Here is a 23,835-nt window from a genome sequence, read left to right on the forward strand (position 1 = left end):
GAGATGAGAACCATGGGTGAGGCAGCACTTGCCGTCGATTACGACGATATCCCGCTTTTTTCTCTTGATGGCGTCATGATGGAAGTGCCGGGCAGGACATTGCTGCACCCGCTGACGGCAAGTTTTGCGACTGGCAAGACCATCGGTCTGATCGGTCATAACGGTTCGGGAAAATCGACGCTGCTCAAGATTCTCGCACGTATTCAGGAACCGACGGCGGGCAAGGTCTCGTTCGAGGGAAAATCACTCGGCGCCTGGGGCAATCGCGAATTTGCGCGAAAGCTCGCCTATCTGCCGCAATATACGCCGGCTGCTTCCGGCATGCTGGCCAAGGAGCTGGTGGCGCTCGGCCGTTATCCCTGGCACGGGGCGCTCGGGCAATTTAGCAAGGCGGATCAGGAGAAGGTGGAAGAGGCGATCGAGCTTACCGATACCGTCGCTTTCCGCGACCGGCTGGTGGATACGCTTTCCGGCGGCGAGCGCCAGCGCGTGTGGCTTGCCATGCTGGTGGCCCAGAACGCCGAAAGCCTGCTTCTAGACGAGCCTATCTCCGCACTCGACATGGCGCACCAGATCGAAGTGCTTTCGCTGGTTCAGAGACTGTCGCGCGAAAAGGGTCTTGGCGTCATCGTGGTGCTGCATGACGTCAACATGGCAGCACGCTTCTGCGATGAGATCGTTGCGCTTCATTCCGGCCAGCTTATCGCACGGGGAACGCCGCAGGAGATCATGACGCCGGAGACGTTGCAGCGCATCTATGGCGTTCGCATGGATGTCATGACCCATGCCGCCACCGGCTTTCCCGTCGCTCTGCCGCTTTGACATCGTTGCAGCAAAACAACGCCCTGAAGTACTCGCGTTTAACAGGAATTCGACAGGCGTTTCCCGCCCTAACAATGTCTTAATGGCATCCTACCGCCAGTAGACATTGTTAACCGTTTTGCTTTCCTTGCACCCAATTCAGTTGTTTTGGATCGATTTCGGGGAACAAACGTTAACAGTGCGGAATTCAATATCCGGAGAGGGCAATAAGGGCTGCTGCGGGTAGGAATAAAACAGGAGAAAATCAGATGAAAAAGGCTGTTGCCGTAACTTTTGCCGCATTGACGATGGGTCTCGGTGGAACCGTGTCCGCACTCGCTGCCGACCTTGCAAGATATGAGCCGGCTCCGCAGGAGCAGGACGAACGCAATGGCGTCAAGATCGGTTACCTCACCTGCGATATCGGCGGTGGCGTCGGTTACGTAATCGGCTCGGCCAAGGAACTGGATTGCACCTTCCAGTCCACCATGGGCGCGCGTCGCACCGATCATTACACCGGCGCCATCCGCAAGATGGGCGTTGACCTTGGCTTCACCACGCAGGGCCGTCTGGTCTGGGCCGTTTTCGCCCCGACAGCGGGTTACCACCGTGGTTCGCTCGGCGGCCTTTATCAGGGCGCCACGGCTGAAGTGACCGTTGGTCTCGGCGTTGGCACCAACATCCTCGTCGGCGGCACCTCGGGCTCCATCCAGCTTCAGACGGTCAGCGTAACGGGCCAGGTCGGCCTCAACCTCGCCGCAACCGGTACGTCTGTGACGCTCACGGCGATGAACTGATCATCGACGTACTGCCCGGCTTATAACGCCGGGCATTCTGTCGCATGTCAAAAAAACGCCCTCTTCGTTGTCAGACGGAGAGGGCGTTGTATTATGCGGGGCATGATGATCTCGGCATTCAGAACGCTTCCGGCTTCAATGGCTTTTTTCCTCTGTATTGCTGCGCCGGCATTGGCCGAAGGCGATGCGGTGCACGGGGAAAAAGTTTTCAGCCGCTGTTCCACCTGCCACAGCATCGATGCGCCGCGCACCCGCATGGGACCGCATCTGATGGGCGTGGTGGGCAGGCCGATAGCCTCCGTAGCTGGTTACGGCCATTATTCGCAGGCGCTGAAGGATGCCGGTGCCGCGGGTCGGGTGTGGACGGAGGAGGAGCTGCAAAGTTTTATCTCGAGCCCAAAAAAGGCGATCCCTGGAACCTCGATGCGCTTTTTCGGGCTGTGGAGCGAAACGGATATTGCCGATCTGATCGCCTATCTGAAAACGCATCCGATGCCGCAATAACCCTTAAAGCGGTGCTTCCGAAACGATCTCTTCTGCCTCTTCCACCGTCATCGCCATCACCTTCGCGCCGATTTCGAAGCCGAAGCCGTTGCGGGCGAATGCGGAAAATTCCTTCGACTTGCGTTTTTCATCAAGCTCGACACGGCGAAAGGGGCCGAAGGCGCGCTTGCGCGCAAAGATGACGGCCGCCACCAGATCGTTGGTTTCCTGCAGCGCGACTGCGGCCGTTTCCCGATCAATGCCCTTGATCTGAAGTTTTTGCGCAAGCCCGCGCTTCGACTTGCCGCTGCGCTGGCCACTTCGCACGGCAATTTCTGCATAAGCCGTATCGTCGAGCGCCTTGATGCCATAGGCGAAGGTCACGGCGAATTCGCCAAGCGCCTTTATCTGAGCGGGGCTGATATCCTCGAATTTTTCCCGCGCCTTGCGGGTGATCGCATCGCGCAGCTGCTTTTCCGTCATCATCCGCTGTTCCAGCCGGTAGAGAGCGGAATTGCGCGCCCATGACAGCATGCGGCTGGTGGGTTCGATGGCCTGCGTTTCGCCATCCAGTGCCATGTCGTCGGTCAGGAAGGGGCTGGAATCATCGTTCATCCCGCTTTTATAGCGCAGCGAAGCCGTCTTGCCAGTTCCCGTCTGCTACATGCCCTCCGGTTTTTCCAGCGTATCAGGGCGTCTGCGCGCCGGTTGCGGCGACGTAGACTGAATAGAGCGATTTCGTTGCGGTGATGAACAGGCGGTTTTTCTTCGGGCCGCCGAAGGTGAGGTTTGCGACCGTCTGCGGCACCTTGATCTTGCCAAGCAGCGTACCGTCAGGCGAAAAGCAGTGCACGCCATCGCCGGCACTGGTCCAGAGATTGCCCGCTGTATCCAGACGGAATCCATCAGGCAAGCCATTGTCGAGATTGCAGAATTCCCGGCCGTTTGTGAGCTTCACGCCGTCCACGACATCGAAAACGCGGATATGGCGTGGGCGGGATACATCATGGCTGTAGGAACTGTCTGCGACATAGAGCTTGGTTTCATCAGGCGAGAAAGCCAGACCGTTTGGCTGCACGAAGTCATCGATGGCGATCTTGATTTCACCGGTTGCGGGATCGAGCCGGTAAACATTGCGCGTCTTCTGTTCGGGTTCCGCCTTGTAGCCCTCATAATCGGAAAGAATGCCGTAAGTGGGGTCGGTGAACCAGACGCTGCCATCGGATTTCACCACCACGTCATTAGGTGAGTTCAGCCGCTTGCCGCCGTAGCTGTCGGCAAGAACGGTGATCGAGCCGTCGACTTCGGTGCGGGTGACGCGACGGCCGCCATGTTCGCAGGAAACCAGCCGTCCCTGCCGGTCGCGTGTATTGCCATTGGTGAAGTTGGAGGGTTGGCGGAATACCGAAATCCCGCCATCCGGCACCCAGCGCAGCATGCGCTCATTGGGAATGTCGCTGAACAGCAGGCAGTTCAAATCGGAAAACCACACCGGGCCTTCCGCCCAGCGGCAGCCGGAATAAAGCTCTTCCAGTTCCGCATTGCCGACAATCAGAAGGCGGAAGCGTTCATCGTGAATTTCGTAAGGGGAGGCATTGTCTGTGGTCATGAGCGTGGTCCGCTTGAGGGCTTTTCGTTCGGGGTTCAGCGTGTGGCCTTGGGGCCGCTTGCCAGAAGAATCACGGAAATGATGATGAGGCCGGTGAGGATGAGGCGGATGCCCGCGCCGAAACCATAGGTGTTCAGCATCGAGACCACCAGGAACATGAACAGCGAAGCGCCCCAGATACCGGGTACGTTGGAATCGCCGCCCGCAACCGCCGTGCCGCCGATCACCACCACCGCGATGGACATCAGCAGATATTCCGATCCCATGTTGAGTGCTGCGCCGCCGGAGAAGCTGGCGAGCAGATAACCCGCGATCGCCGCCAGTACCGCGCAGAGCACATAGGTGACGAAGCGTGCTCCATCCACTGGAATGCCGGTCATGCGGGCGGCGAAAGTGCTCTGGCCGATGGCGGAAATCCAGCGTCCGTAAAAGGTGCGGTCGAGCAGCAGCCAGGCGATGACCGAGAGGACAAGGGCGACGAGGGCAACATTCGGAATGCCGAGAGAGCTCGACGTGGCAAAGGTGGCCAGTGTTTCCGGCGGCTTGATCCGCAGGCCGCGGTTGGACCAGATGGCGATGGACTGCACGATGAAGCTCATCGAAAGCGTCGCGATGATCGGTGGGATGCGCAGAAGCTTGATCAACGTATAGTTGCCGATGCCGATGGCGATGCCGATCAGGATGGCGATCAGCAATCCCGGCAGGATGAGACCATCGGACACATCCATGAATTTGAGCGCCAGTGTGCCTGATAGCGTCATCGTGGCGGGAACGCAGAGGTCGATATTACCAGGCCCGAGCGTGATGACGAACATCTGGCCGATGCCGACGATCACGGAAAAGGCTGCGAAGGTCAGCGCTGCGTGCGACAGGCCGAAGGAGCTGGCGCCGCCGGTGAACATGACGGTAACGATCCAGACCGCAGCCGTTGCGGCGAACGACCATATCCATGGTTTTTTCGAGAGAGACGAAAGCCCGTTCATTGGTTTTTCTCCCGCTTTTCGAGACGGTTGAGCAGGATACGGAGCGCCAGCACGATGATGAGGATCGCCCCTTGCGCGCCGATCTGCCAGTCCGGCGAAATGCGCATGAAGGACAGGAACGAGCCGGCGAGGGTGAGCGTCAGCGCGCCGATGACAGCACCGATGGGCGAGACCCGACCGCCGACGAATTCGCCGCCGCCCAGAATAACGCCGGCAATCGACAACAGCGTGTAGCGAAGCGCGATATTGGCATCTGCCGATGTCGTCAGCCCGACGAGCGCTATGCCCGACAACACCGCGAAGAAACCGGCCAGCGCGAAGGTGGCAGCACGTATGCCGATGACCGACCAGCCGGAGCGCTCGACGGAGCGGAAGTTACCGCCGACGCCGCGCATCAGCACGCCGAAGGAGGAGCGCATGACGATGTAGTGGGCAACGACCGCAATCACGATGCTGGCAACGATGGCAATTGGCACGAGCGGCGGTTTTGCCGTCATCAGCGCCCGGATGAAGGCTGGCGCCTGGCCGCCGGGTGAGGGGAGGATGAGGACGGCAAGGCCGCCCCAGACAAAGCTCATGCCAAGCGTGACGACGATTGAGGGCAGGGCGCGGATGTGGATGATGGCGCCCAGCATCGCATAAACCGCAATCGCACCGGCGAAGATCGCGATACCGAGCAGTGGCGTCGTTTGCAGGAAGGTGGCGGTGACGCAGGCGCAGAAACTGACGAAGGTACCCATCGACAGATCGAGATCGTTGACGGACATGATCAGCATCTGCGCAATGGTGGCAAGTGCAATCGGCACCGCCAGATTGAACAGCAAGTTGAGTCCGTTATAGCTCATGGCGCGCGGCTGCATGTAAAAGACGGCGGCGAGCAGGAAGGCGAGCGAGGCGGCGGGAATGATGAGACGAAGGGCACTGGCGGAGAGTTTCATGCGTGGTCCTCTCCGGAAAAGGAAGCGGCCAGCACATTCTGTTCGGTGATGTCCTCTCCCACCAGTTCCGCCTGAATGGCGCCGTCGCGGAAAACATAGACCCGGTCGCAAAGGCGGATTTCATCCATCTCGGTGGAGTACCAGATGAAGGTGCGGCCGTGGGAGGCTTCGGTTCTCAAGATATCGTAGACCTCCTGTTTGGTGCCGATATCGACGCCACGCATCGGGTCGTCCATCAGCACGGTGCTGGCCGTGGTGGCGAGCGCGCGGGCGAAAAGCACCTTCTGCTGGTTGCCGCCGGAGAGCGAAAGGATTTTGTTGCCCATGTCGGGCGTGCGGATTTCGATGCGCTTTTTCCACTGCGCGCCAAGCTCGGTTTCCTTGCCCCTGTCCACCATGCCGGCGGATGAAATATCCCGCAGCGAGGCGATGGAAAGGTTTTTGAGGATGCTCCACAGCGGGAAGGTGCCGTTCAGACTGCGATCACCCGCCACGAAGGCGATGTCGGTCTTGCGCGCGGGCAGCCAGCTGCTGTTGCGGGCAAGGTAGAGATCGAGTAGCGCTTCGGTCTGGCCGTGGCCGCCGAGACCGGCAAGGCCGATGATTTCACCGCGGAAAGCCTCGAAGGCGAGGCCTTCGCCCCGGCGCGCCGGCATCGAAAGCACCTTCTCTCCCGCCTTGCGGTTTTCGCCCTTTTGCCTGTCCTGTTCCTTGACGACGCTGCCCATGGCTTCCACCAGCGTGCGCGTCGTGAACTCGCCCGCTGCCCGATCAGCGACCACTTGGCCGTCCTTCATCACCACGATGCGGGTTGCCGTCGACAGAATCTCGCCGAGAATATGCGAGATCAGCAGCACGGAGCCGCCGGTGCGCACGAAACTGCGAACATAATCCATCAATTGTTCCGCAAGACCGGCATCGAGCGAGGAAGTCGGTTCATCGAGGATCACCAGTCTCGGCGCATCCGGGGTTCGACAGAAATTGATGGCGATTTCTACCATCTGCCGCTCGGCGATGGAGAGTTCCGCGATCGTCAACTCGCAATCGATACCGTGGCCGGGAAAAATCTCGTCCAGCGTATGCCGGATCATGGTGAGGGCACGTCCGCGCCAGTTCCGCCCGTTCATCGCGGCATGCATGATGCGGACGTTTTCGCTGATCGTCAGGTTCGGGCAGAGCGACAATTCCTGAAACACGCAGCGAACGCCGCTGGCGCGTGCTGCCGCGATGCCTTGACGGCCTTGTTCGCCGCGATAGGAAATGGACCCCTCATGCGGCGTCAGCCCGCCATTGATGACGTTGACGATGGTGGATTTTCCCGCACCGTTATGGCCGACGAGCCCCAGGCATTCGCCCGAACGGATGACGAGATCGGCCCCATCAAGCGCCCTTACCGCGCCGAACACGACCTTCACGCCGCGCGCGGCAACGACTTCTTCCGCCTCGATGATGTCATTCATGAGCATTCACGCCAGTGATCTGAAACTTGGATAATATAGGTGGCAGTTGCGGCGCCCGTTCAGGGAGCGCCGCAATCGCTTGTGTCCGGAAATCATCCGGCCTATTTGGCGGAGGCGATGGCCTTCTGGGCGTCTTCCTGTGAATATTCCACATTCGCGACGCCGCCCTTCTGGGTGTTCTTGAGGTTTTCCTCAAGATTGCCCTGATCGATGCGCAGGAAAGGTACGGTCAAATCCTTTTTGACATCCTTGCCGTCGAGGATTTGCTGCGCCACCCAGAAAGCGAGCGTGGAAACGCCGGGGGCGATGGAGACCGACATGGTCTCGTAGCCGCTGGCATCCTTCTGCTGCTTCCACCATTGCAACTCGTCTTCGCGGTTGCCCATGACGATGGTGGGTGTCGGGCGCTTGGCGGCGGCAAAAGCCTGTGCTGCACCGTAACCGTCACCGCCCTGCGTCACGACTGCCGCAACTTCGGGAAGGCTCGGCAGAATGCCGGCGACAGCGCGCTGTGCGACGTCCTGCGCCCAGTCGCCATTGACCGAACCGACAATCTTGAACTGCGGGTTCTTGGCGACGGCGTCGACGATGCCGGCATGGATTTCATCGTCCACCGAAACGCCCGCGAGGCCGCGGATTTCGAGCAGGTTGCCACCCTTCGGCATCGCCTTGGCGAGATAGTCGATCTGGCTTGCGCCCATCGCCTTGAAATCCACGGCGATACGCCAGGCGCAAGGCTCGGTGACGATGCCATCGAACGAGACGACGGTAATGCCGGCGTCACAGGCTTCCTTGACAGCACCGTTAAGAGCGGTGGGCGAGGCGGCGTTGATGACGATGGCGTCGTAACCCTGAAGAATGAGGTTCTGGATCTGCGCCGCCTGTTCGGTCGCCTGATTTTCGGCTGTCGTGAAGGCGTCAGCGGCAGCGACCTGCTTGTCTGCAACTGCCTGCTTGGTGATTTTGTCCCAGCTCGTCAGCATTGCCTGACGCCAGGAATTGCCCGCGTAATTGTTCGAAAGCGCGATTTTTTTAGCCGAGGTATCGGCGTGAGCGGTGATCGGCAAAGCTGCGCATGCGACAGCGGCCGATGCCAGAAGCATCTTTCTGAAAGCCATTGATTTTCCTCCCTGGTGGCTTGCCCTTTTTGAGCTCGGAACCCGCTTTCCCGCAAATCTCCTAGGCGGCAGGCGGAATTCCTTTGCACTGGAGCTCCTTTCCCCAGTAAAAGCGAGAATGACCAAGAAGGTTTGGCTTGTACAGGCGGATAACGGCAATCTTCCTGCGGGTTTCCGCAGAAACGATGCGGGAACCCGCAGGACGAAACGCCACCGCCGGGCGCAGAATAGCCGATACGGGGCAGGTCGCGCCGCCACAAGTTGACAAGGCAGGCGCTTGGGAGGGTGTCCGCACATGCTGGATACGCCGAAAAGCGCTCTTTTCCATCACTACATGGGCATTTCGCGGCTGCTCGCCGGGCAGCTCGAATTCAACGCCATCATTCAGGCGGTCGCCACCGAAATCACCCATATCATTCCTCACGTCCACATGGATGTCTGCATCAAGCAGCTGGATGACAAATTTCACATCGCCTATGAAAGCGGTCTGGCAAGCGCCTGGAGCCGCCAGCCGCCCGCCCTTCTGTCCGGCAGTCCCATCCGTTCCGTGCTCTCGGGCGAGGTGGAATATCTTTTGAGCGGCGATGCCTGCGTCGATCCGCGCTTCCATTTCGAAGGCGCATTTTCCAGCCCGATCATCGAGCTTGATCTGCATAGCCGCCTGCACGTGCCGATGAAGGTGCATGGCGACATTATCGGCGCGCTCAGTTGCTCCTCGCACCAGTCGGATGCCTATACGATGGAGGATGTCGCCAATGCCCGCGCGGTTGCGGATTTGCTGGCGCCCTATTTTTACGCCATCCGCGCCGCCGAACAGGCCAAACGGTCTGCGATCGAGGAGGCGCGCGCCAATGCCCGCGAGGAGGGGTTGCGGCTGGGTGCCCTGCAATTGACCGAAGCGCTGGAGGCCGAGCGACAGCGGATCGGCATGGATTTGCACGACCAGACGCTGGCGGACCTGACGCGGCTTGCACGGCGCATCGAGCGGATGAGCCACGCACCGGACGTGTCGGGCGAGATGCTGGAACCGGTGGTGCGCAGCCTGCAGCACTGCATGCAGGATCTGCGCGAGATCATTGAGGAGGCGAAACCCTCCATCCTGCAATTGTTCGGCGTCGTGCAGGCCATCGAGACCTATGTGGATCGCTCCGTGCGCGACAGCGGCTCTTCTATCGACTGGTCGGTTACGGACGAGACGGACGGGCTTGTTGAGACACTCGATAAGACCGTTGCCATTTCGCTGTTCCGCATCGTGCAGGAGGCGGTCAACAACGCCATCCGTCACGCGCAGCCGGAAACGATTGCGGTGACACTGTCGTTAACGGATGGCGGGTTGCGGGTGACCGTGAGCGATGACGGTAGCGGCCGTGGCGAGGGGGCTGTCTCTGGTGGACTAGGCATCGGCAACATGAAAACGCGGGCACGGCTGATTTCAGCCAGATTCGATATTGGTGGCAATGGCAAAGACGCTGGAACCCGCATTACCGTGACGTTGCCGGAAGGCGCTTTCGACCGGCGGGAGGAAATATGACATGGATGTGCTGATCGTTGAGGACGATGCGCTACACCGCGCCTATCTGAACGAGGCGGTGAGAGCCGCCCTGCCGGAATGTGACAAGGTGCTGGAGGCGGCAAACGGCAGAACCGGCGAAAAGCTGGCGCGGGAAAACCGCGCCGCCCATATCGTCATGGATTTGCAGATGAACGAGCGCAACGGCATAGAGGCGGCGCGCACCATCTGGAAGGAGCGGCCGGACACCCGCATCCTGTTCTGGTCCAACTATTCCGACGAGGCCTATGTGCGCGGCGTTTCCCGCATCGTGCCCGAAGGTGCTGCCTATGGCTACGTGCTGAAATCAGCATCTGACGACCGGTTGAGGCTGGCGTTGCGCAGCATCTTCATCGAGGCGCAATGCGTGATCGATCGGGAAGTGCGCGGCCTACAGGAAAAAAGCCTTGGCAAGGCGCATGGCTTCACCGATTCCGAATATGAAATCCTTGTTGATGTTGCGCTGGGCCTGACGGACAAGGCGATTGCTCGCCGCCGTAACCTTTCGTTGCGCAGCGTGCAGAACCGGCTTCAAAGCCTCTACGAAAAGCTGAACGTCCATCAGGCGGCCGGTGATGACGAGGCGGAAGGCCGTTATAATCTTCGAACCCGCGCCGTCACCGTCGCTTTCCTGCGCAAGCTGTTGAATTACAGCGCGCTCGAAAGGGCCGAGCGGGAATTGGGCGAATGGGCGACTGGCCGCTGATTATCACGGCAGGAAGGCAAGCAGACGTCTTTCATCGGCCCTGAGGCCCGAGACCGGCTTTGCGCCAACCTTCAGAATACGGCCAAGCTTCTTCTGCGCCTTCTCCTCCGTTGCTATATCGAGAACGGCGGGATGTACGTAGCTCTTGCGGCAAATGGCGGGTGTGTTGGACAGTTCCGTCGCCGCTGCCTGACACATACCCTTGATGCTGGGTTTTTCACCCGCAGCCACATGTTCCATCGCATGACAGAAGGCCGCAAGCGTTCCGCCCCAGGTACGGAAAGTCTTGGCGGAAATGCCTTGTCCGCCGACGCGGGAAAGATAGGCGTTGAGATCGCTTGAATCGACGGAGTGAACCCGGTTTTCACTGTCCTGCCAGACAAACAGCTCCTTGCCGGGCAGATCGGCGATTTCCTCGAGGATTTTTTGAAGGCGCGGGTGGCGCAATTGCCGCTTCACCTTCTGCCCGCCCTTGGCTGCAAAGCGCAGTTCGATTGTCTCGCCGAAGGACACGTGGCGCTTGAGCAATGTGGTTGCGCCATAGGTACCGTTGGTTTCGAGATAAGAACGGTTGCCGACGCGTAGATAGGCGGCATCGAGAAGCAGCGTCAGGGCCGCCAGTGTCATGTCCTGACCGTGATCCTGTTTTGCAATGTCAGCCATGGCGCGTCGCCGGATGGCAGGCAGCGCCTTGCCGAAGCTTTTCAGCTGAAAGAACTTCGTCTCACCGCGCAATGCGTGCCAGTCGGGATGGTAACGATATTGCTTTCGCCCGCGCGCATCAAAGCCCGTTGCCTGCAAATGCCCGGATGGGTCGATGCATATCCAGACATCTTTGTAGGCAGGCGGGACACCGAGCGATTTGATGCGCTTCAACTCCACGTTATCGGACAGAAGTTCGCCGCCCGGCAACCGGTAACAAAAACCGCGCCCGCGCCTTTCTCGGGCTATGCCCGGCTCCTGATCGTTGACATAGGCAAGTCCGATTTTGGCAAGAAGGCGGGTGGGCGGTTGTGGCATCGTTTTTTCCGGCAGGTTTAAGGTTGCAGGAAACGAGAAACAGGCCGCCTTCGTTCCGGCGGCCTGCTGTTCCGGTCATGACTTTCTCAGCCGGCCTTGGCGATCCGCAAAATTTGCGAGTTGCCGCCGCCGCGCTCTTCGGTCACGGCATAGACGGCGCCATCCGGACCCACTTTCACATCACGAATGCGCGCTTCCAGCGGCAATCGGCTTTCCGTCGCAACCTTGTCTCCGTCAATGTGCAGGATGACGAGGCCCTGGCTCACCAGACCGCCTACGATGAAGGCTCCCTTCCACTCGGAAATCTGGTCGGCGTCGTAAAAGGCCATGCCGGACGGGCCGATGACGGGGTCCCAATAATAAACCGGCTGTTCCATGCCTTCCTTGGCGGTGGCACCTTCGCCAACGGACCGACCGCTATATTCGACACCGTAGGTGATGACCGGCCAGCCATAATTGAGGCCCGCCTTCGGCAGGTTCATCTCATCGCCGCCTTTCGGGCCATGTTCCACTGTCCAGAGCCTGCCCTGTCCATCCAGTGCTGCCGACTGGAGGTTACGGTGGCCATAGCTCCATATCTCGGGGAGGGCGTTCTGCTGGCCGGCGAAGGGGTTGCCCTCGAAGGCCTTGCCTTCGGCATCAATGCGGAAGACCTTGCCAAGCCCGCTCGACAGGTCCTGCGCCTGCACACGCGGCGTTGCGTCTGAACGTTCACCGACGGTGACGTAGAGCTCGTTGTTCTGGCCGAAGACGAGGCGGGAGCCGAAATGCTTATCGCCATCATAGGTCGGCATCTGGCGGAAGATCACCGAGACATCTTCCAGTTTTGCTGCTCCACCCTCTTCGGTCAACTTGGCCGATGCGACGGAGGTGCCGTTGCCGCCATCCCGGGGCTCGGAAAAAGAGAAGAAGATTTTACGGGAGGTTTCGAAATCGGGAGCCAGCGCGATGTCGAGCAGACCGCCCTGTCCGTCGGACGCCACCTCCGGCACGCCTTCGATCGCTGGGCCAGCTTTGCCGTCTGCGACGATGTGCATTGCGCCTTCCTTGGCCGCCACGATCATGCGGCCATCGGGCAGGAATTCCATCGACCAGATATGCGGTAGGTCCTCGGCAATGACGGTTTTTTCGACATCCGGCTGAGTGGCGGCTTGCGGCGCACGGGTCTGACCCTCGAAAGCCGGTTTCTGATCCGGCGCATTGGGCCGTTTCGTCTCGACTGCCGGGGCGGTCTGTGCGTGGGCGGCGCTGGCAAGTGGTACGGCCAGCAGCGCGAATAGCATCGTCGAACTCAGAAATCGGTTGTTGCGGAACATGGGTCTCCCTTCCTTTGTCTGCATCAGGCAGAGAACCATTTGGGGAGGAATTCGTTTCTTGCGATAGTTTCAAGAAAACTTGATGAGGCCGTGTACGGGCGGCATCCTCTTTTTTCATCCATGTAAACTTACAGGGAACCGCAAACCCGCGCCTACGTTTTCACCCTGGTTACACGGAGGGCGCCGCCATGCAGATCATCGACAATAAGAACATAGACGGGAACAGAGCCAAGCCAATTCTCAATGTTGCGGAGTTTTGCCGCCGTTACCGGCTGGACAAGGCCGAGGAGACACGGTTGAGAAGGCTGTTCGGAGAATTCGCATCCCGGCACGAGCTTTTGATGAACGCTCAGCGCAAGCCGAACTTCCGCTGATCATTCCTCCGGATCTAGAGATTTTCCGAAAATCATGAAGACATCATATCGGGTGTTCTTTCCCACTATCTGGTGCGAAGGCTTGCGAATGCCGGGCATAGGTTCGGCGCGCAGAGGCCATTTTAGAACCACCCGCTTTGTCGCATGTTCAAGCGCAGCCTCCATCAGCTCTACCTGATCGGGATCGGATCCCACCAGTTCCCGCAGCACCCGCATTTCCTTTTTCACCAGCGCCGAGTTGTGGCGCGGCGGATGCATGGGATCGACGATCACCACCTCCGGTGAAAGTTCTTTCAGCAGAAGCCGGGAATCGCCCTGCAGCAGCGTCATGCGGGAGGCAGCCTCGGCATAGGCTCCACCCGCCTCCAATGCGCGGCGAATGCCGTCAGCAAGGTGGGCGTGCATACCGGGTGAACGCTCTATCAGCGTAACTTCGGCTCCGAGTGACGCCAACAGAAAGGCGTCGCGCCCGAGCCCTGCCGTGGCATCGACGATTTTTGGCGTGCGGCCTTTGGTGAAGCCCGCGGCCTTCGGCAGAGCCTGTCCGCGCCCCTCGCCGGAGCGGAAACGGTGACCGACCGCACCGCCAACAAAATCCACCACGAAGCTTTCGTCTTGTTCTTTCATCGCAGGCCTCAGAAGGGGCAGGGCACGGTATAGGTGACGTCGCGGCCATCCGGGTGACGAAAGCCCACCGCCTCGGCATGCAGCATAAGACGCGGCGCGGCGGCGAGCGCTTCACCTTCTGCATAAAATTCATCGCCAAGGATAGGGTGGCCGAGAGCCTTCATATGCACCCGCAATTGATGGGTGCGGCCGGTGAGAGGGGCAAGTGCGAGCCTCGTAGCGGGAAGCGGCAATCTTTCCAGCACGCGCCAAAGGCTTTGCGCCGGCTTGCCATGGTCGTGGTCCACCCGGTGGCGGGGCTTGTTTTCGGGGTCGATCGCGAGTGGCAGGTCCACCTTGCCCTCTTCACCCTCGACTTCACCCCAGACGACGGCGACATAGGATTTGCGGGTCTGGCGGTTCTCGAACTGGGCGGCGACGGCCGCGTGCGCCTTGCGGTTCAGGGACATCAACACGATGCCTGATGTATCCTTGTCCAGCCGGTTGATCATCAGTGCTTTTGGAAACTGTTTCTGCACGCGCGTCAAAAGACTGTCGGAGAGCGCGGGATCGCGTCCCGGCACCGAAAGAAGTCCGCTCGGCTTGTCCAGCACCAGTAGATCGTCATCCCGGTGCACGATGGTGAGCCACGGTTCGAGCGGCGGATTATAGACGGGGTTGGACAGCACAAGTGACATTGCGCTTCCTTAGCACAAATCGGGCATGGGGCCAGATGCCTGCCCCGCAATATGATTAGTCCGGAATATGAAGATTGACGCGACCACTGGTCAGATCGCTGATGAGCCGTGTCAGACGCTCGGCTTCCTCTACGGGAACCGAAAGCTGCATATCCGCGCCGGTGCCGGTGAAGTCCTCCTTTTCCACTCGCAGGTTTTGCGTGGCGGCGAGGCGCGATTTTACCAGGGCCAGATCGGAGAAGGGGCAGCTCAAGGTCGCGCTGACATAGGCGATGACCGGTGACGTCTCGCCAAGCCGAAGGCAGGCCGCCGCCGTGCCGCCATAGGCGCGCATGAGGCCGCCGCTGCCGAGCAGAATGCCGCCGAACCAGCGGATGACGAGGACCGCGACATTGTCCAGCGCCTGACCGTCGATAGCCTGAAGGATTGGCTTTCCCGCCGTGCCGGAGGGCTCGCCGTCGTCACTGAAACGATAGGTCTGGCCGGTTCGCCATGCCCAGCAATTGTGGTTTGCGTCGAAGTCAGAATGCGCCGCAAGGAAGCTTTTCGCATCCTCCTCGCCAGTGACAGGTGCTGCAAAGGCAATGAAGCGGCTTTTCTTGATATCCTGCGAAAAGGTGACGGGTCGGTCGAGCGTGAACATGCGCGTTTCAATATCGCATATATTCGCGCGCGGAAATCGGTATAAGGCCACAATGGCGAAGATGCGATGGAGCGGGTTTTGAAGAAGGCAAGGCAGGTCGCGATTGTCGGCGGCGGGCCAGCGGGCCTGATGGCGGCCGAAGTGCTGTCTGCGGCTGGCCATGCCGTAACGGTGTTCGAGGCCATGCCGACCGTCGCGCGCAAATTGCTGATGGCCGGAAAATCCGGTCTCAACATCACCCATGCCGAAGACTACGACATTTTCCTCCACCGTTTTGGCGACGCGGAGCAAAAGCTGCGCGCCGCCCTCGATGATTTCACGCCCGGCGCGCTGCGTCACTGGGCGCAAGGTCTGGGGCAGGAGACCTTCGTCGGCACGTCGGGCCGGGTGTTTCCGACCGCCATGAAGGCCTCGCCGCTGTTGCGGGCATGGCTTGCCCGGCTGGAGGCGCACGGCGTGATCATCAAGACGCGGCATCGCTGGATGGGTTTTTCCGCAGACGGGCTGGTTTTCGCGACACCGGAGGGCGATGTCTTCATGAAGGCCGACGCCGTTCTTCTGGCGCTCGGCGGCGCAAGCTGGCCGCGTCTGGGTTCGGATGCGGCATGGGTGCCTGCACTCGCGGCTGAAGGCGTGGAGCTTAATCCTTTCCGCCCCGCCAATTGTGGCTTTGATGTCGATTGGAGCGATGTCTTCCGGCAGCGTTTTGCCGGTGAGGCGTTGAAATCCGTCACCACCATTTCCCCGGCCGGGGCGTTTCAGGGCGAGTTCGTGGTGACGCAGCACGGCATTGAGGGCAGCGTCATCTATGCCCATTCCGCCGCACTTCGCGACCAGCTGGAACACACGGGAAAGGCGACACTCGCTGTCGATCTGGCGCCGGGACGTACCGTGGAGCGCCTTGGCCGGGATCTGGCAAAGCTTGGCCGCAAGGAGAGTTTTGCAAACCGGTTGCGGAAGGCCGTGGGCCTCTCCGCCGTCAAGGTCGGACTTCTGCGGGAAATCTTTCACGATATCTCGGCGATGCCGGATGATCTGGTCGCCGCAAGAATCAAACATGCGGAGATACCGCTTGCACGGACGAGACCGATTGCCGAGGCGATTTCATCGGCTGGGGGCGTTGACTGGCAAGGTATCGATGAGAACTACATGCTGAAAAAACTCCCCGGCATTTTTGCTGCCGGGGAAATGCTGGACTGGGAGGCGCCGACCGGCGGTTATCTGCTGACCGCCTGTTTTGCCACTGGCAAGGCCGCCGCCAAGGGCATGACCAAATGGCTCGACGGCTTGGCCTAACCGGCCTCGGCCAGTTTTTTTTCCGCGCTTGGCGTGGTCCTGACGAGGCAGCGCATGATGGCATCCGTGGTGACGGAGCCGAGTGACTTGCCGTTTTCGCCGATGATGACGGCACTGCCGACATCCTCCCTGACGAGCGCGCGCAAGCCTTCCTCGACGGTCATGTCCGCATCGAGCTGAAGACGCGACTGGCCGGTAAACTCCGGCTGGACGATGGCGCCGAGACGAATGACCCGGCCACGATTGACCTCTTCCACGAAGGCTTCGATATAGCTGTCTGCCGGACTCATGACAATTTCGGCGGCCGTACCCTGCTGGATGATCTCGCCGTCGCGCAGAATGGCGATCTTGTCTCCCAGCCGAAGGGCCTCATCCAGATCGTGGGTGATGAAGACGACGGTCTTCTTCAGCTCTTTCTGCAATTCCAGCAGCACTGTCTGCATGTCGACGCGGATGAGTGGATCAAGTGCCGAATAGGCCTCGTCCATCAGCAGGATTTCGGCGTTGTTGGTCAGCGCGCGGGCGAGACCCACGCGCTGCTGCATGCCGCCTGAAAGCTGGTTCGGATAATGGCTCGAAAAGCCTTCCAGCCCCACCCGCTTGATCCAGACGTCGGCTTTTTCTTCCCGCTCGCCCTTGTCGACGCCCTGCACCTCAAGGCCATAGACGACGTTTTGCAGCACGTTGCGGTGCGGCAGCAGGCCGAATTTCTGGAATACCATCGCCGTCTTGTGGCGGCGGAATTCCAGAAGTTCCGCTTCGTTGAGGCGACAGACATCCGTTCCGCCATAAAGGATTTCTCCCGCTGTGGGGTCGATCAGGCGGTTGACGTGGCGGATCAGCGTCGATTTTCCCGAGCCGGAAAGGCCCATGATCACGGTGATCTGCCCGCCCGGCATGGTGATGTTGATGTCGCTGAGGCCGAGCACATGGCCGTGCTTGGCGTTCAGTTCCGCCTTGGACATGCCGCCCTTCACGGCGTCGATGTAGTTCTCCGCCTTGGAGCCGAAAATCTTGTAAAGGCTGCGGATTTCGATCGATTGACTAGCCATGCGCCACTTCCCGGTGTTTTTGCAGGCGAAGGCCGTAGGCCTGGCTGATGCGGTCGAAGATGATGGCGATGCCGACGATTGCCAGGCCGTTGAACACACCGAGCGTGAAATACTGGTTGGCGATGGCCTTCAGAACTGGCTGGCCAAGGCCCTGAACACCTATCATGGAGGCGATGACGACCATGGCGAGCGCCATCATGATTGTCTGGTTGATGCCCGCCATGATGGTGGGGAGTGCAAGCGGCAGCTGCACCTTGAAAAGCTTCTGGCGCTTCGAGGAACCGTAAGCGTCTGCCGCTTCCAGCACGTCCCGGTCAACCATGCGGATGCCGAGATTGGTAAGCCGGATCATCGGCGGAATGGCGTAGATCACCACGGCGATGACGCCCGGGACACGGCCGATGCCGAGCAGCATGACGACGGGAATGAGATAGACGAAACTCGGCATCGTCTGCATGACGTCGAGAACGGGGTTCACGATACTCTGCAGGCGGTTGGACCGCGCCATGGCGATGCCAATCGGCAAACCGATCACGATCGAGAGCACGGCGCAGACGAAGATCATCGAGATCGTCTTCATCGTGTCTTCCCACATGCCGAACCAGCCGATGGCAAAGAGAATACCGCAACATAGTCCAACAATGGTGGCGCTGCGGCTGGCAAACCAGGCGAGTACGCCGACAATAAGAATAACGACCGGCCAGGGGGTGCCGATCAAAAGCCTTTCCGCCCAGATGAGGAAGCTTTGGAGCGGTGTGAACAGCCCCTCTATCGTGCCGCCATAGGCTCTGGTGAAACCCCGAAACCCCTCGTCGATCACTTTCTTCAGCGCACGCAGGGCATCGTCATTCATGGTCGGAAATTTGAAAAGCCAATCCATATCCTGTTCTCCACGACGAACCGGGGCCGGCGGGCAATATCCGCCGCGCTCCGGAACTTAAAAACGGCCGGGCGCCGCCATTGGCGGGCCAAGCTGTCGACCACATATGTCGTGCCACCCTTTTAGAGGGCAGCCTTGACCTTTTGCGCGACGTCGGGGGAAACCCAGCCCGTCCACAGAGCCTCGTTTTCCTTCAGGAAGTGTTTCGCGCCATCTTCGCCGGTTGCCTGATTGTCGGTCATCCAGGCGATCAGCTTGTTGACGGTGTCGTTGGTCCAGGCGCGTTTGTTCAGATAGTCCATGGCCGGGCCGGCGCGGTCGGCAAAGGTCTTGCTGACCAGCGTCTGCACGTCGTCAACCTGCCATGCATTGGGCTTCGGGTCCGCGCAATCGGCAACCGAGGTGCAGCGCTTCCATTCGGCAGAGTCATATTCCGTGCCGAAGCCGAGCTTCACCATCTCATATTTGCCGAGCAGCGAGGTCGGAGCCCAGTAATAGCCTACCCACGGCTGTTTCGCTTCGTAAGCCTTGGCGACCGAGCCGTCGAGACCTGCGGCGGAACCGGTGTCCACCAGGGTGAAGCCGGCCTTTTCACCACCAAAAGCCTTGAAAAGCTGGGCGGTGACGACGGTGCCGCCCCAGCCCTGCGGGCCGTTGAAGACGGCGCCCTTTGCCTTGTCTTCAGGCGAGGGGAAGAGCTCGGGATGCTTGAAGAGATCAGGAATGGTCTTGAGATCGGGGTTTGCATCGGCGACATATTTCGGGATCCACCATCCCTGCACAGCGCCGTCCGACAGGATCTTGGCGGCCGCCACGACCTTGCCGCCCTCAAGTCCCTGTTTGACGATTTCCGGCTGCAGGCTGACCCAGGCCTCCGGCGCGATATCAGGCTGGCCCTTTTCGGCCATGGAGGTCAATGTCGGTACGGTGTCGCCTGTGACGATTTCAGCGCTGCAACCGTAACCCTTTTCCAGAATGATCTTGTCGAGATTGGCGGCGACTTCAGCGGATTGCCAGTTCATGCTGGCGATCGTGACGTTTCCACAGTCCGCAGCAAAGGCTGCACCGCCTGTAAGGGCGAAGCCGGCGGAAAGAATTGTGGCACCCAAAAGTATTTTCATTTTTGTTCCCTCTGGTCGCGGTGTGCGAAGACCCGGGCGCTGACGGCACCGCGACCGCCAGCACCCGCATTGAGCGTTAATAATTACTTTGTTGCCGTTCCGTTTGCGGCAGTTTTTGGCGTATTGAGGATGGCAATCGTCAATCAATCATCACGCTTGTGGGGTGCTTCTGCGAAATTTGCGGCGTGCGAATTCCCCAGTCTTGCCGGTCGCGCTTCTGAAAAGCCGTGAACAACAAGCAGAAGTTTCTGTTTTCTTGGACATTTATTCCGTTCTGTACTACGGAAAATTTCGTCTCTTTTTTGTGGTGATATTGAATGACCAATCTTCGTGCTGCCCCGGTATGGCCGATCGGCGGCGGTGAAACGGGTGAGCTTGTGCGTGGCTTCGACTGGTCGAAGACATCGCTCGGTCCGATTAGCGACTGGCCGCAGAATTTGAGGCAGAAGGCCAATTCCGTCGTCAACTCTCCCATTCCGCAGGTGCTGATGTGGGGTGCGGATCATGTGATGATCTACAATGACGGCTATGCGGAAATTGCCGGCAATTATCACCCGCGGGCGCTGGGCGGAACGGTGCCAGGTATCTGGCCCGAGATCTGGGACTGGAACAGCCGCATTCTGGAGGCTGGCTTTCGTGGCGAGGTCATGGCTTATCGCGACCAGCCGATGACGCTGATGCGGCACGGTCAGCCGGAAGAGGTGATCTTCGATCTGTTCTATACGCCGATCTACAATGATGGCGGCGCGGTGGACGGCGTCCTGTGCACGGTGCTTGAAAACACCGAAAAGGTGAAGGCCGTGGAGGCGCTGGAGCAGAGCCGCAAGGAGCTGAGCCGGCTTACCAATGCCCTGCCGATCCTGGTGGGATATGTCGATCGCGACTATGTCTATAAATTCGCCAATGACGGTTATCTGGAGTGGTTCGGCCGCAGCGCCGAGGAGGTGATCGGCCGCAGCGTTCCGGAAATTGTTGGAGACGCGTTCTTCAGTTCGCGCAGGGCCTATCTCGATCGTGCGCTCGGCGGCGAAAAGATCGTTTCGGATACGGTGATCAGCAGACCGGATGGCAGCAAGCGAGCCGCCGAAATCCGTTATGTTCCCCGCTATATCGCCGATGGCTCGGTTGACGGCATTTATGTGCTGATCATCGATATCGAGGACCGGAAACGTTCCGAGCACGAAATCGTGCTTAGCAATAACCGTTTCCGCGCCGCTGTTGATGCGGTCCACGGCGTGCTTTGGACCAATACCGCCGACGGCATGATGCTGGGTGAGCAGCCTGCGTGGGGTGCACTTACCGGGCAGAGCTTCGACGAGTATCAGGGGTTCGGCTGGGTCGAAGCGGTTCATCCCGAAGACAGGGACCATTCGCTGGAAAGCTGGACAAAAGCCGTTTCCGCGCGGGCGACCTATATTTGGGAGCATCGCGTTCGCCGCCATGACGGCGTCTACCGCACATTTGCGATCCGTGGCGTTCCGATTTTCGACAATTCCGGTGATATTGCGGAATGGGTGGGTGTCCACACGGATATCACCGAACAGCGGCTGGCCGAGAACACGCTTAAAGAACATGCCAGCAATCTGGAACGCGAGATTCGCCACCGCATAAGAGCGGAAGAGCAGCTTCGCCAATTGAATGAAGGGCTGGAAGCGCGGGTCGAGACGGAAATCGCCGAGCGCCGCCAGACCGAAAGAGCGTTGCAGCAGGCGCAGAAAATGGAATCCATCGGCCAGTTGACCGGTGGCGTCGCGCATGATTTCAACAATCTTCTTCAGGTAATCGCGGGCAATCTGCAATTGCTGTCAAAGGACGTGATTGGCAACGAGCGTGCCGAACGGCGGCTGGAAAATGCGCTGGCCGGCGTTCATCGCGGTGCCAAGCTTGCAAGCCAGCTTCTGGCCTTTGGCCGCCGTCAGGCGCTGGAACCGCGCGTTATCAACATCTCCCGGTTCGTTACCGGCATGGACGATCTCCTGCGCCGTTCGCTTGGTGAGGCGATCGAGGTTGAGGTCATCACCTCCGGCGGCCTGTGGAATACCTATGCCGACCCAAACCAGGTGGAAAACGCTCTCCTTAATCTGGCGATCAATGCGCGTGATGCCATGGAAGGGCACGGCAAGCTGACAATCGAGGTCGGCAATGCGGTTCTCGATCGCGATTACGCGCGCAAGCATTCGGAAGTTTCGCCGGGGCAATATGTCATGCTGGCTGTTACCGATACCGGATCGGGCATGTCGCCGGACATTCTGGAAAAGGTGTTCGAGCCGTTCTTTTCGACGAAACCGGAAGGCAAGGGCACCGGTCTCGGCCTTTCGATGGTTTACGGTTTTGCAAAACAGTCCAGTGGCCATGTCAACATCTATAGCGAGGTGGGGCAGGGCACGACGGTGAAGATGTATCTACCGCGATCCGCCGCCGACGAGGACAGGGAAGTGGTGATACCGACCGGCCCCGTCGAGGGTGGCACGGAAACGATCCTTGTGGTGGAGGATGACGAGGAGGTGCGCAGCACCGTCGTCGAGACACTGAGCGATCTCGGTTACCGCGTGCTCACTGCCCGCGATGCGCAGGCTGGTTTGACGGTGGTCGAGAGCGGTATTCCGATTGACGTCATCTTCACCGATGTGGTGATGCCGGGACCTTTGAAAAGCCGGGAAATGGCGCGCCGTGCGCAGGAAAGGTTGCCTAATCTCGCCGTTCTCTTCACATCCGGTTATACGGAAAACTCCATCGTGCATGGCGGCAAGCTGGATTCCGGGGTGGAACTGCTCTCCAAGCCTTACACGCGCGAAGCGCTGGCGCGGCGCATCCGCCATGTCATCGCCAATCGCAAGCAGGTTTCTCTCGCCAAGACGAGGCCGGTATCATCACCGCGTCATTCCAAAACCCCCGAACCCGCGCAGGTCGTCGGAGACGAGACCAGATCGGTTTGCGTGCTTCTGGTTGAGGATGACGAGTTGATCCGGATGAATTCGACCGAGATGCTGGCCGATAACGGCTTTGCCGTCGTCGAGGCCGGAAATGCTGTGCAGGCGCTAAAGGCGATCGAGACGGAAGAGATCGATGTTCTCGTTACCGACATAGGCCTGCCGGACATGAAGGGCGGCGAGCTGGCGGTTGAGGCATTGCGCCGGAAACCGGGACTAGCCATCGTGTTTGCCACGGGAGACAACCAACTGCCGAACGGGGCGCCGGAAACGGCAGTGCTTTTGACCAAGCCCTATGACGAACAGCAGATCGTCTCAGCTGTCGAACTGGCCCATACGGCAAACAGGATAGCGGGCGAATAAACCGCCCGCCATCGTGTCTCAATAACCGCGCGTCATATCGACCGTTTCCGGCAGCGTACCTGTTTCACGCCATGTCTTGACATTGCCTGCCACTATTTTCGCTGAACTTTCACGGCTTGTCGGCGCGGAAATATGTGGCAGGACGGTCACTTTCGGGTGCTGCCAGAATGCGGAGGCGGGAGGTAGCGGCTCCTGTTCGAAGACATCGAGAACCGCATGCGAAAGCTGGCCGGAATCAAGCGCCGCGATCAGGTCATCGGCGACGACGACGGCTCCGCGGGCGAAATTGATGAGTGCGGCTCCCTTTTTCATGGCGCCGAGACGGTCGGCATTCAGAAGGCCGCGCGTCGCATCGGTCAGCGGCACCAGACAGACGAGAATGTCGCTTTTTTCCAGCAAGTCCTCCAGCCCGTCATCGCCCGTCAGCGTTGCCACTCCCTCGATTGCCTTGGCCGAGCGGCTCCAGCCGGAAACGTTGAAGCCTGCATGAAGCAGGCGTTGCGCCGCAGCCGTTCCGAGCGCGCCGAGGCCGAGGAGGCCGATGGTCATCTCGCCCGGATGCCGATAATCGAGTTCCTGCCAGAGGGCTTTTTGCTGGTTTTCGCGATAGGCCGGCATGTCGCGTTGCAGGTAATAGGTCCATGCCAGCACGGCTTCCGCCATCACGCGTGAAAGCTCCGGGTCTTTCAGCCTGACGATCGGCGGCGCCTTGTCTCCCAGTTCCAGAACGAGCCGTTCGACACCTGCCCACAGGCTGTGAATCCACGAAAGACCCGGCAAGGCTGCAATATCGGCTGGATCGGGATTGGCGACGATGGCGAAGTCCACCGCGCGTTTCTGCTCCCCGCTCAATTCGGAAAAGGAGAGGATTTCCTCTTCCGGCATGGCGTCGCGAAGCGCTTGCTTCCAGATGGCCTCCGCTTGCGCATTCATCCGCGAAACAAGGGCGATGGGTGATGGCATGAAACTGGTCCTGCTTGCTGGCGATTGGTTGGTCGCCATCAATGCGTAATTTTGCGGGCAACGCCATAGGCTGGATGGCAAAATTTGAGTTGCGAAAAACAGCGGCCCGGTTTGCACCGGGCCGCTACA

Annotated in this window: 23 protein-coding genes; 8 read left to right on the forward strand and 15 right to left on the reverse strand. The window is 59.7% G+C overall.

Annotated elements, in window-relative coordinates; translation table 11 throughout:
- The first annotated feature begins 12 nt into the window (after positions 1-12).
- The 3 genes from ACQZ6D_RS25475 (at position 13) to ACQZ6D_RS25485 (ending at position 2,102) form a co-directional block, all read left to right on the forward strand.
- Positions 13-822, forward strand: coding sequence for an ATP-binding cassette domain-containing protein (locus ACQZ6D_RS25475; RefSeq protein WP_111802044.1), 810 nt, complete (start codon positions 13-15; stop codon positions 820-822).
- A gap of 248 nt (positions 823-1,070) precedes the next feature.
- Entirely contained in the window at positions 1,071-1,598 is a 528-nt protein-coding gene (locus ACQZ6D_RS25480) for a DUF992 domain-containing protein (RefSeq protein WP_004431668.1), read from the forward strand.
- 93 nt (positions 1,599-1,691) lie between these two features.
- The gene (locus ACQZ6D_RS25485) at positions 1,692-2,102 is read left to right on the forward strand and encodes a c-type cytochrome (protein ID WP_004431671.1); all 411 of its coding nucleotides are present in this window, start codon (positions 1,692-1,694) and stop codon (positions 2,100-2,102) included.
- Positions 2,103-2,105: 3 nt separating this feature from the next.
- Here ACQZ6D_RS25485 and recX read toward each other — a convergent pair whose 3' ends face one another.
- From recX to ACQZ6D_RS25515, 6 genes are all read right to left on the reverse strand, one after another.
- Positions 2,106-2,696, reverse strand: a complete 591-nt coding sequence (gene recX, locus ACQZ6D_RS25490; RefSeq protein WP_013762039.1) for a recombination regulator RecX — start codon at positions 2,694-2,696, stop codon at positions 2,106-2,108.
- Positions 2,697-2,769: 73 nt separating this feature from the next.
- Complete coding sequence (locus ACQZ6D_RS25495) at positions 2,770-3,690, reverse strand: SMP-30/gluconolactonase/LRE family protein (RefSeq protein WP_111802043.1); 921 nt, start codon at positions 3,688-3,690, stop codon at positions 2,770-2,772.
- A 35-nt stretch (positions 3,691-3,725) separates the two neighbouring features.
- A complete protein-coding gene (locus tag ACQZ6D_RS25500) occupies positions 3,726-4,673 on the reverse strand; it encodes an ABC transporter permease (RefSeq protein WP_004431681.1) in 948 nt (315 codons plus the stop codon).
- Positions 4,670-5,611: an ABC transporter permease gene (locus ACQZ6D_RS25505; protein ID WP_004431684.1), complete on the reverse strand. Its 942-nt coding sequence runs from the start codon at positions 5,609-5,611 to the stop codon at positions 4,670-4,672. Before ACQZ6D_RS25505 ends, ACQZ6D_RS25500 begins: the two co-directional genes overlap by 4 nt.
- The gene (locus tag ACQZ6D_RS25510; protein WP_111802076.1) at positions 5,608-7,071 is read right to left on the reverse strand and encodes an ATP-binding cassette domain-containing protein; all 1,464 of its coding nucleotides are present in this window, start codon (positions 7,069-7,071) and stop codon (positions 5,608-5,610) included. Before ACQZ6D_RS25510 ends, ACQZ6D_RS25505 begins: the two co-directional genes overlap by 4 nt.
- 101 nt (positions 7,072-7,172) lie before the next feature.
- A complete protein-coding gene (locus ACQZ6D_RS25515; protein ID WP_004431691.1) occupies positions 7,173-8,189 on the reverse strand; it encodes an ABC transporter substrate-binding protein in 1,017 nt (338 codons plus the stop codon).
- Positions 8,190-8,484: 295 nt separating this feature from the next.
- Here ACQZ6D_RS25515 and ACQZ6D_RS25520 point away from each other — a divergent pair, with 295 nt between their 5' ends.
- Complete coding sequence (locus ACQZ6D_RS25520) at positions 8,485-9,720, forward strand: GAF domain-containing sensor histidine kinase (RefSeq protein ID WP_080849858.1); 1,236 nt, start codon at positions 8,485-8,487, stop codon at positions 9,718-9,720.
- Position 9,721: 1 nt separating this feature from the next.
- Positions 9,722-10,444, forward strand: a complete 723-nt coding sequence (locus ACQZ6D_RS25525; RefSeq protein WP_004431697.1) for a response regulator transcription factor — start codon at positions 9,722-9,724, stop codon at positions 10,442-10,444.
- Positions 10,445-10,447: 3 nt separating this feature from the next.
- Here ACQZ6D_RS25525 and ACQZ6D_RS25530 read toward each other — a convergent pair whose 3' ends face one another.
- Both ACQZ6D_RS25530 and ACQZ6D_RS25535 read right to left on the reverse strand, forming a co-directional pair.
- The gene (locus tag ACQZ6D_RS25530) at positions 10,448-11,464 is read right to left on the reverse strand and encodes a DNA topoisomerase IB (protein ID WP_060641902.1); all 1,017 of its coding nucleotides are present in this window, start codon (positions 11,462-11,464) and stop codon (positions 10,448-10,450) included.
- 86 nt (positions 11,465-11,550) lie between these two features.
- Positions 11,551-12,780 carry a PQQ-dependent sugar dehydrogenase gene (locus ACQZ6D_RS25535; protein ID WP_111802042.1) on the reverse strand — a complete coding sequence of 410 codons (1,230 nt, stop codon included), beginning with the start codon at positions 12,778-12,780 and terminating at the stop codon, positions 11,551-11,553.
- Positions 12,781-12,968: 188 nt separating this feature from the next.
- Between ACQZ6D_RS25535 and ACQZ6D_RS25540 the strand changes: the two genes are divergently transcribed.
- Positions 12,969-13,154 (forward strand): hypothetical protein, encoded by a 186-nt coding sequence (locus ACQZ6D_RS25540; protein WP_004431706.1) that lies wholly within the window; start codon positions 12,969-12,971, stop codon positions 13,152-13,154.
- On the opposite strand, the gene ACQZ6D_RS25545 is transcribed toward ACQZ6D_RS25540, so the two are convergent.
- From ACQZ6D_RS25545 to ACQZ6D_RS25555, 3 genes are read right to left on the reverse strand one after another with little or no spacing between them, the layout of a single operon-like run.
- The gene (locus ACQZ6D_RS25545; RefSeq protein WP_111802041.1) at positions 13,155-13,781 is read right to left on the reverse strand and encodes a class I SAM-dependent methyltransferase; all 627 of its coding nucleotides are present in this window, start codon (positions 13,779-13,781) and stop codon (positions 13,155-13,157) included.
- An 8-nt stretch (positions 13,782-13,789) separates the two neighbouring features.
- Entirely contained in the window at positions 13,790-14,458 is a 669-nt protein-coding gene (locus tag ACQZ6D_RS25550; protein ID WP_111802040.1) for a pseudouridine synthase, read from the reverse strand.
- Positions 14,459-14,513: 55 nt separating this feature from the next.
- The gene (locus ACQZ6D_RS25555; RefSeq protein WP_019566553.1) at positions 14,514-15,101 is read right to left on the reverse strand and encodes an IMPACT family protein; all 588 of its coding nucleotides are present in this window, start codon (positions 15,099-15,101) and stop codon (positions 14,514-14,516) included.
- Between the two features lie 66 nt (positions 15,102-15,167).
- Between ACQZ6D_RS25555 and ACQZ6D_RS25560 the strand changes: the two genes are divergently transcribed.
- Complete coding sequence (locus ACQZ6D_RS25560; RefSeq protein WP_111802039.1) at positions 15,168-16,397, forward strand: TIGR03862 family flavoprotein; 1,230 nt, start codon at positions 15,168-15,170, stop codon at positions 16,395-16,397.
- On the opposite strand, the gene ACQZ6D_RS25565 is transcribed toward ACQZ6D_RS25560, so the two are convergent.
- The 3 genes from ACQZ6D_RS25565 to ACQZ6D_RS25575 all read right to left on the reverse strand — a co-directional run bounded on the left by ACQZ6D_RS25565 (position 16,394) and on the right by ACQZ6D_RS25575 (position 19,450).
- Complete coding sequence (locus tag ACQZ6D_RS25565; RefSeq protein ID WP_025595241.1) at positions 16,394-17,449, reverse strand: quaternary amine ABC transporter ATP-binding protein; 1,056 nt, start codon at positions 17,447-17,449, stop codon at positions 16,394-16,396. The genes ACQZ6D_RS25560 and ACQZ6D_RS25565 overlap by 4 nt on opposite strands.
- Positions 17,442-18,329, reverse strand: coding sequence for an ABC transporter permease (locus ACQZ6D_RS25570; RefSeq protein WP_004431720.1), 888 nt, complete (start codon positions 18,327-18,329; stop codon positions 17,442-17,444). The genes ACQZ6D_RS25565 and ACQZ6D_RS25570 overlap by 8 nt, the downstream gene beginning before the upstream one ends.
- Positions 18,330-18,451: 122 nt before the next feature.
- The gene (locus ACQZ6D_RS25575; RefSeq protein ID WP_004431723.1) at positions 18,452-19,450 is read right to left on the reverse strand and encodes an ABC transporter substrate-binding protein; all 999 of its coding nucleotides are present in this window, start codon (positions 19,448-19,450) and stop codon (positions 18,452-18,454) included.
- A gap of 317 nt (positions 19,451-19,767) precedes the next feature.
- On the opposite strand from ACQZ6D_RS25575, the gene ACQZ6D_RS25580 reads away from it, so the two are divergent.
- Positions 19,768-22,743, forward strand: a complete 2,976-nt coding sequence (locus ACQZ6D_RS25580) for a PAS domain-containing protein (RefSeq protein ID WP_111802038.1) — start codon at positions 19,768-19,770, stop codon at positions 22,741-22,743.
- 18 nt (positions 22,744-22,761) lie between these two features.
- Here the strand turns inward: ACQZ6D_RS25580 and ACQZ6D_RS25585 are convergent, their stop codons facing one another.
- Positions 22,762-23,706, reverse strand: coding sequence for a 2-hydroxyacid dehydrogenase (locus ACQZ6D_RS25585; RefSeq protein ID WP_111802074.1), 945 nt, complete (start codon positions 23,704-23,706; stop codon positions 22,762-22,764).
- Positions 23,707-23,835: the final 129 nt, after the last annotated feature.

It is taken from the genome of Agrobacterium sp. 22-3639C2 (genome assembly GCF_053522105.1).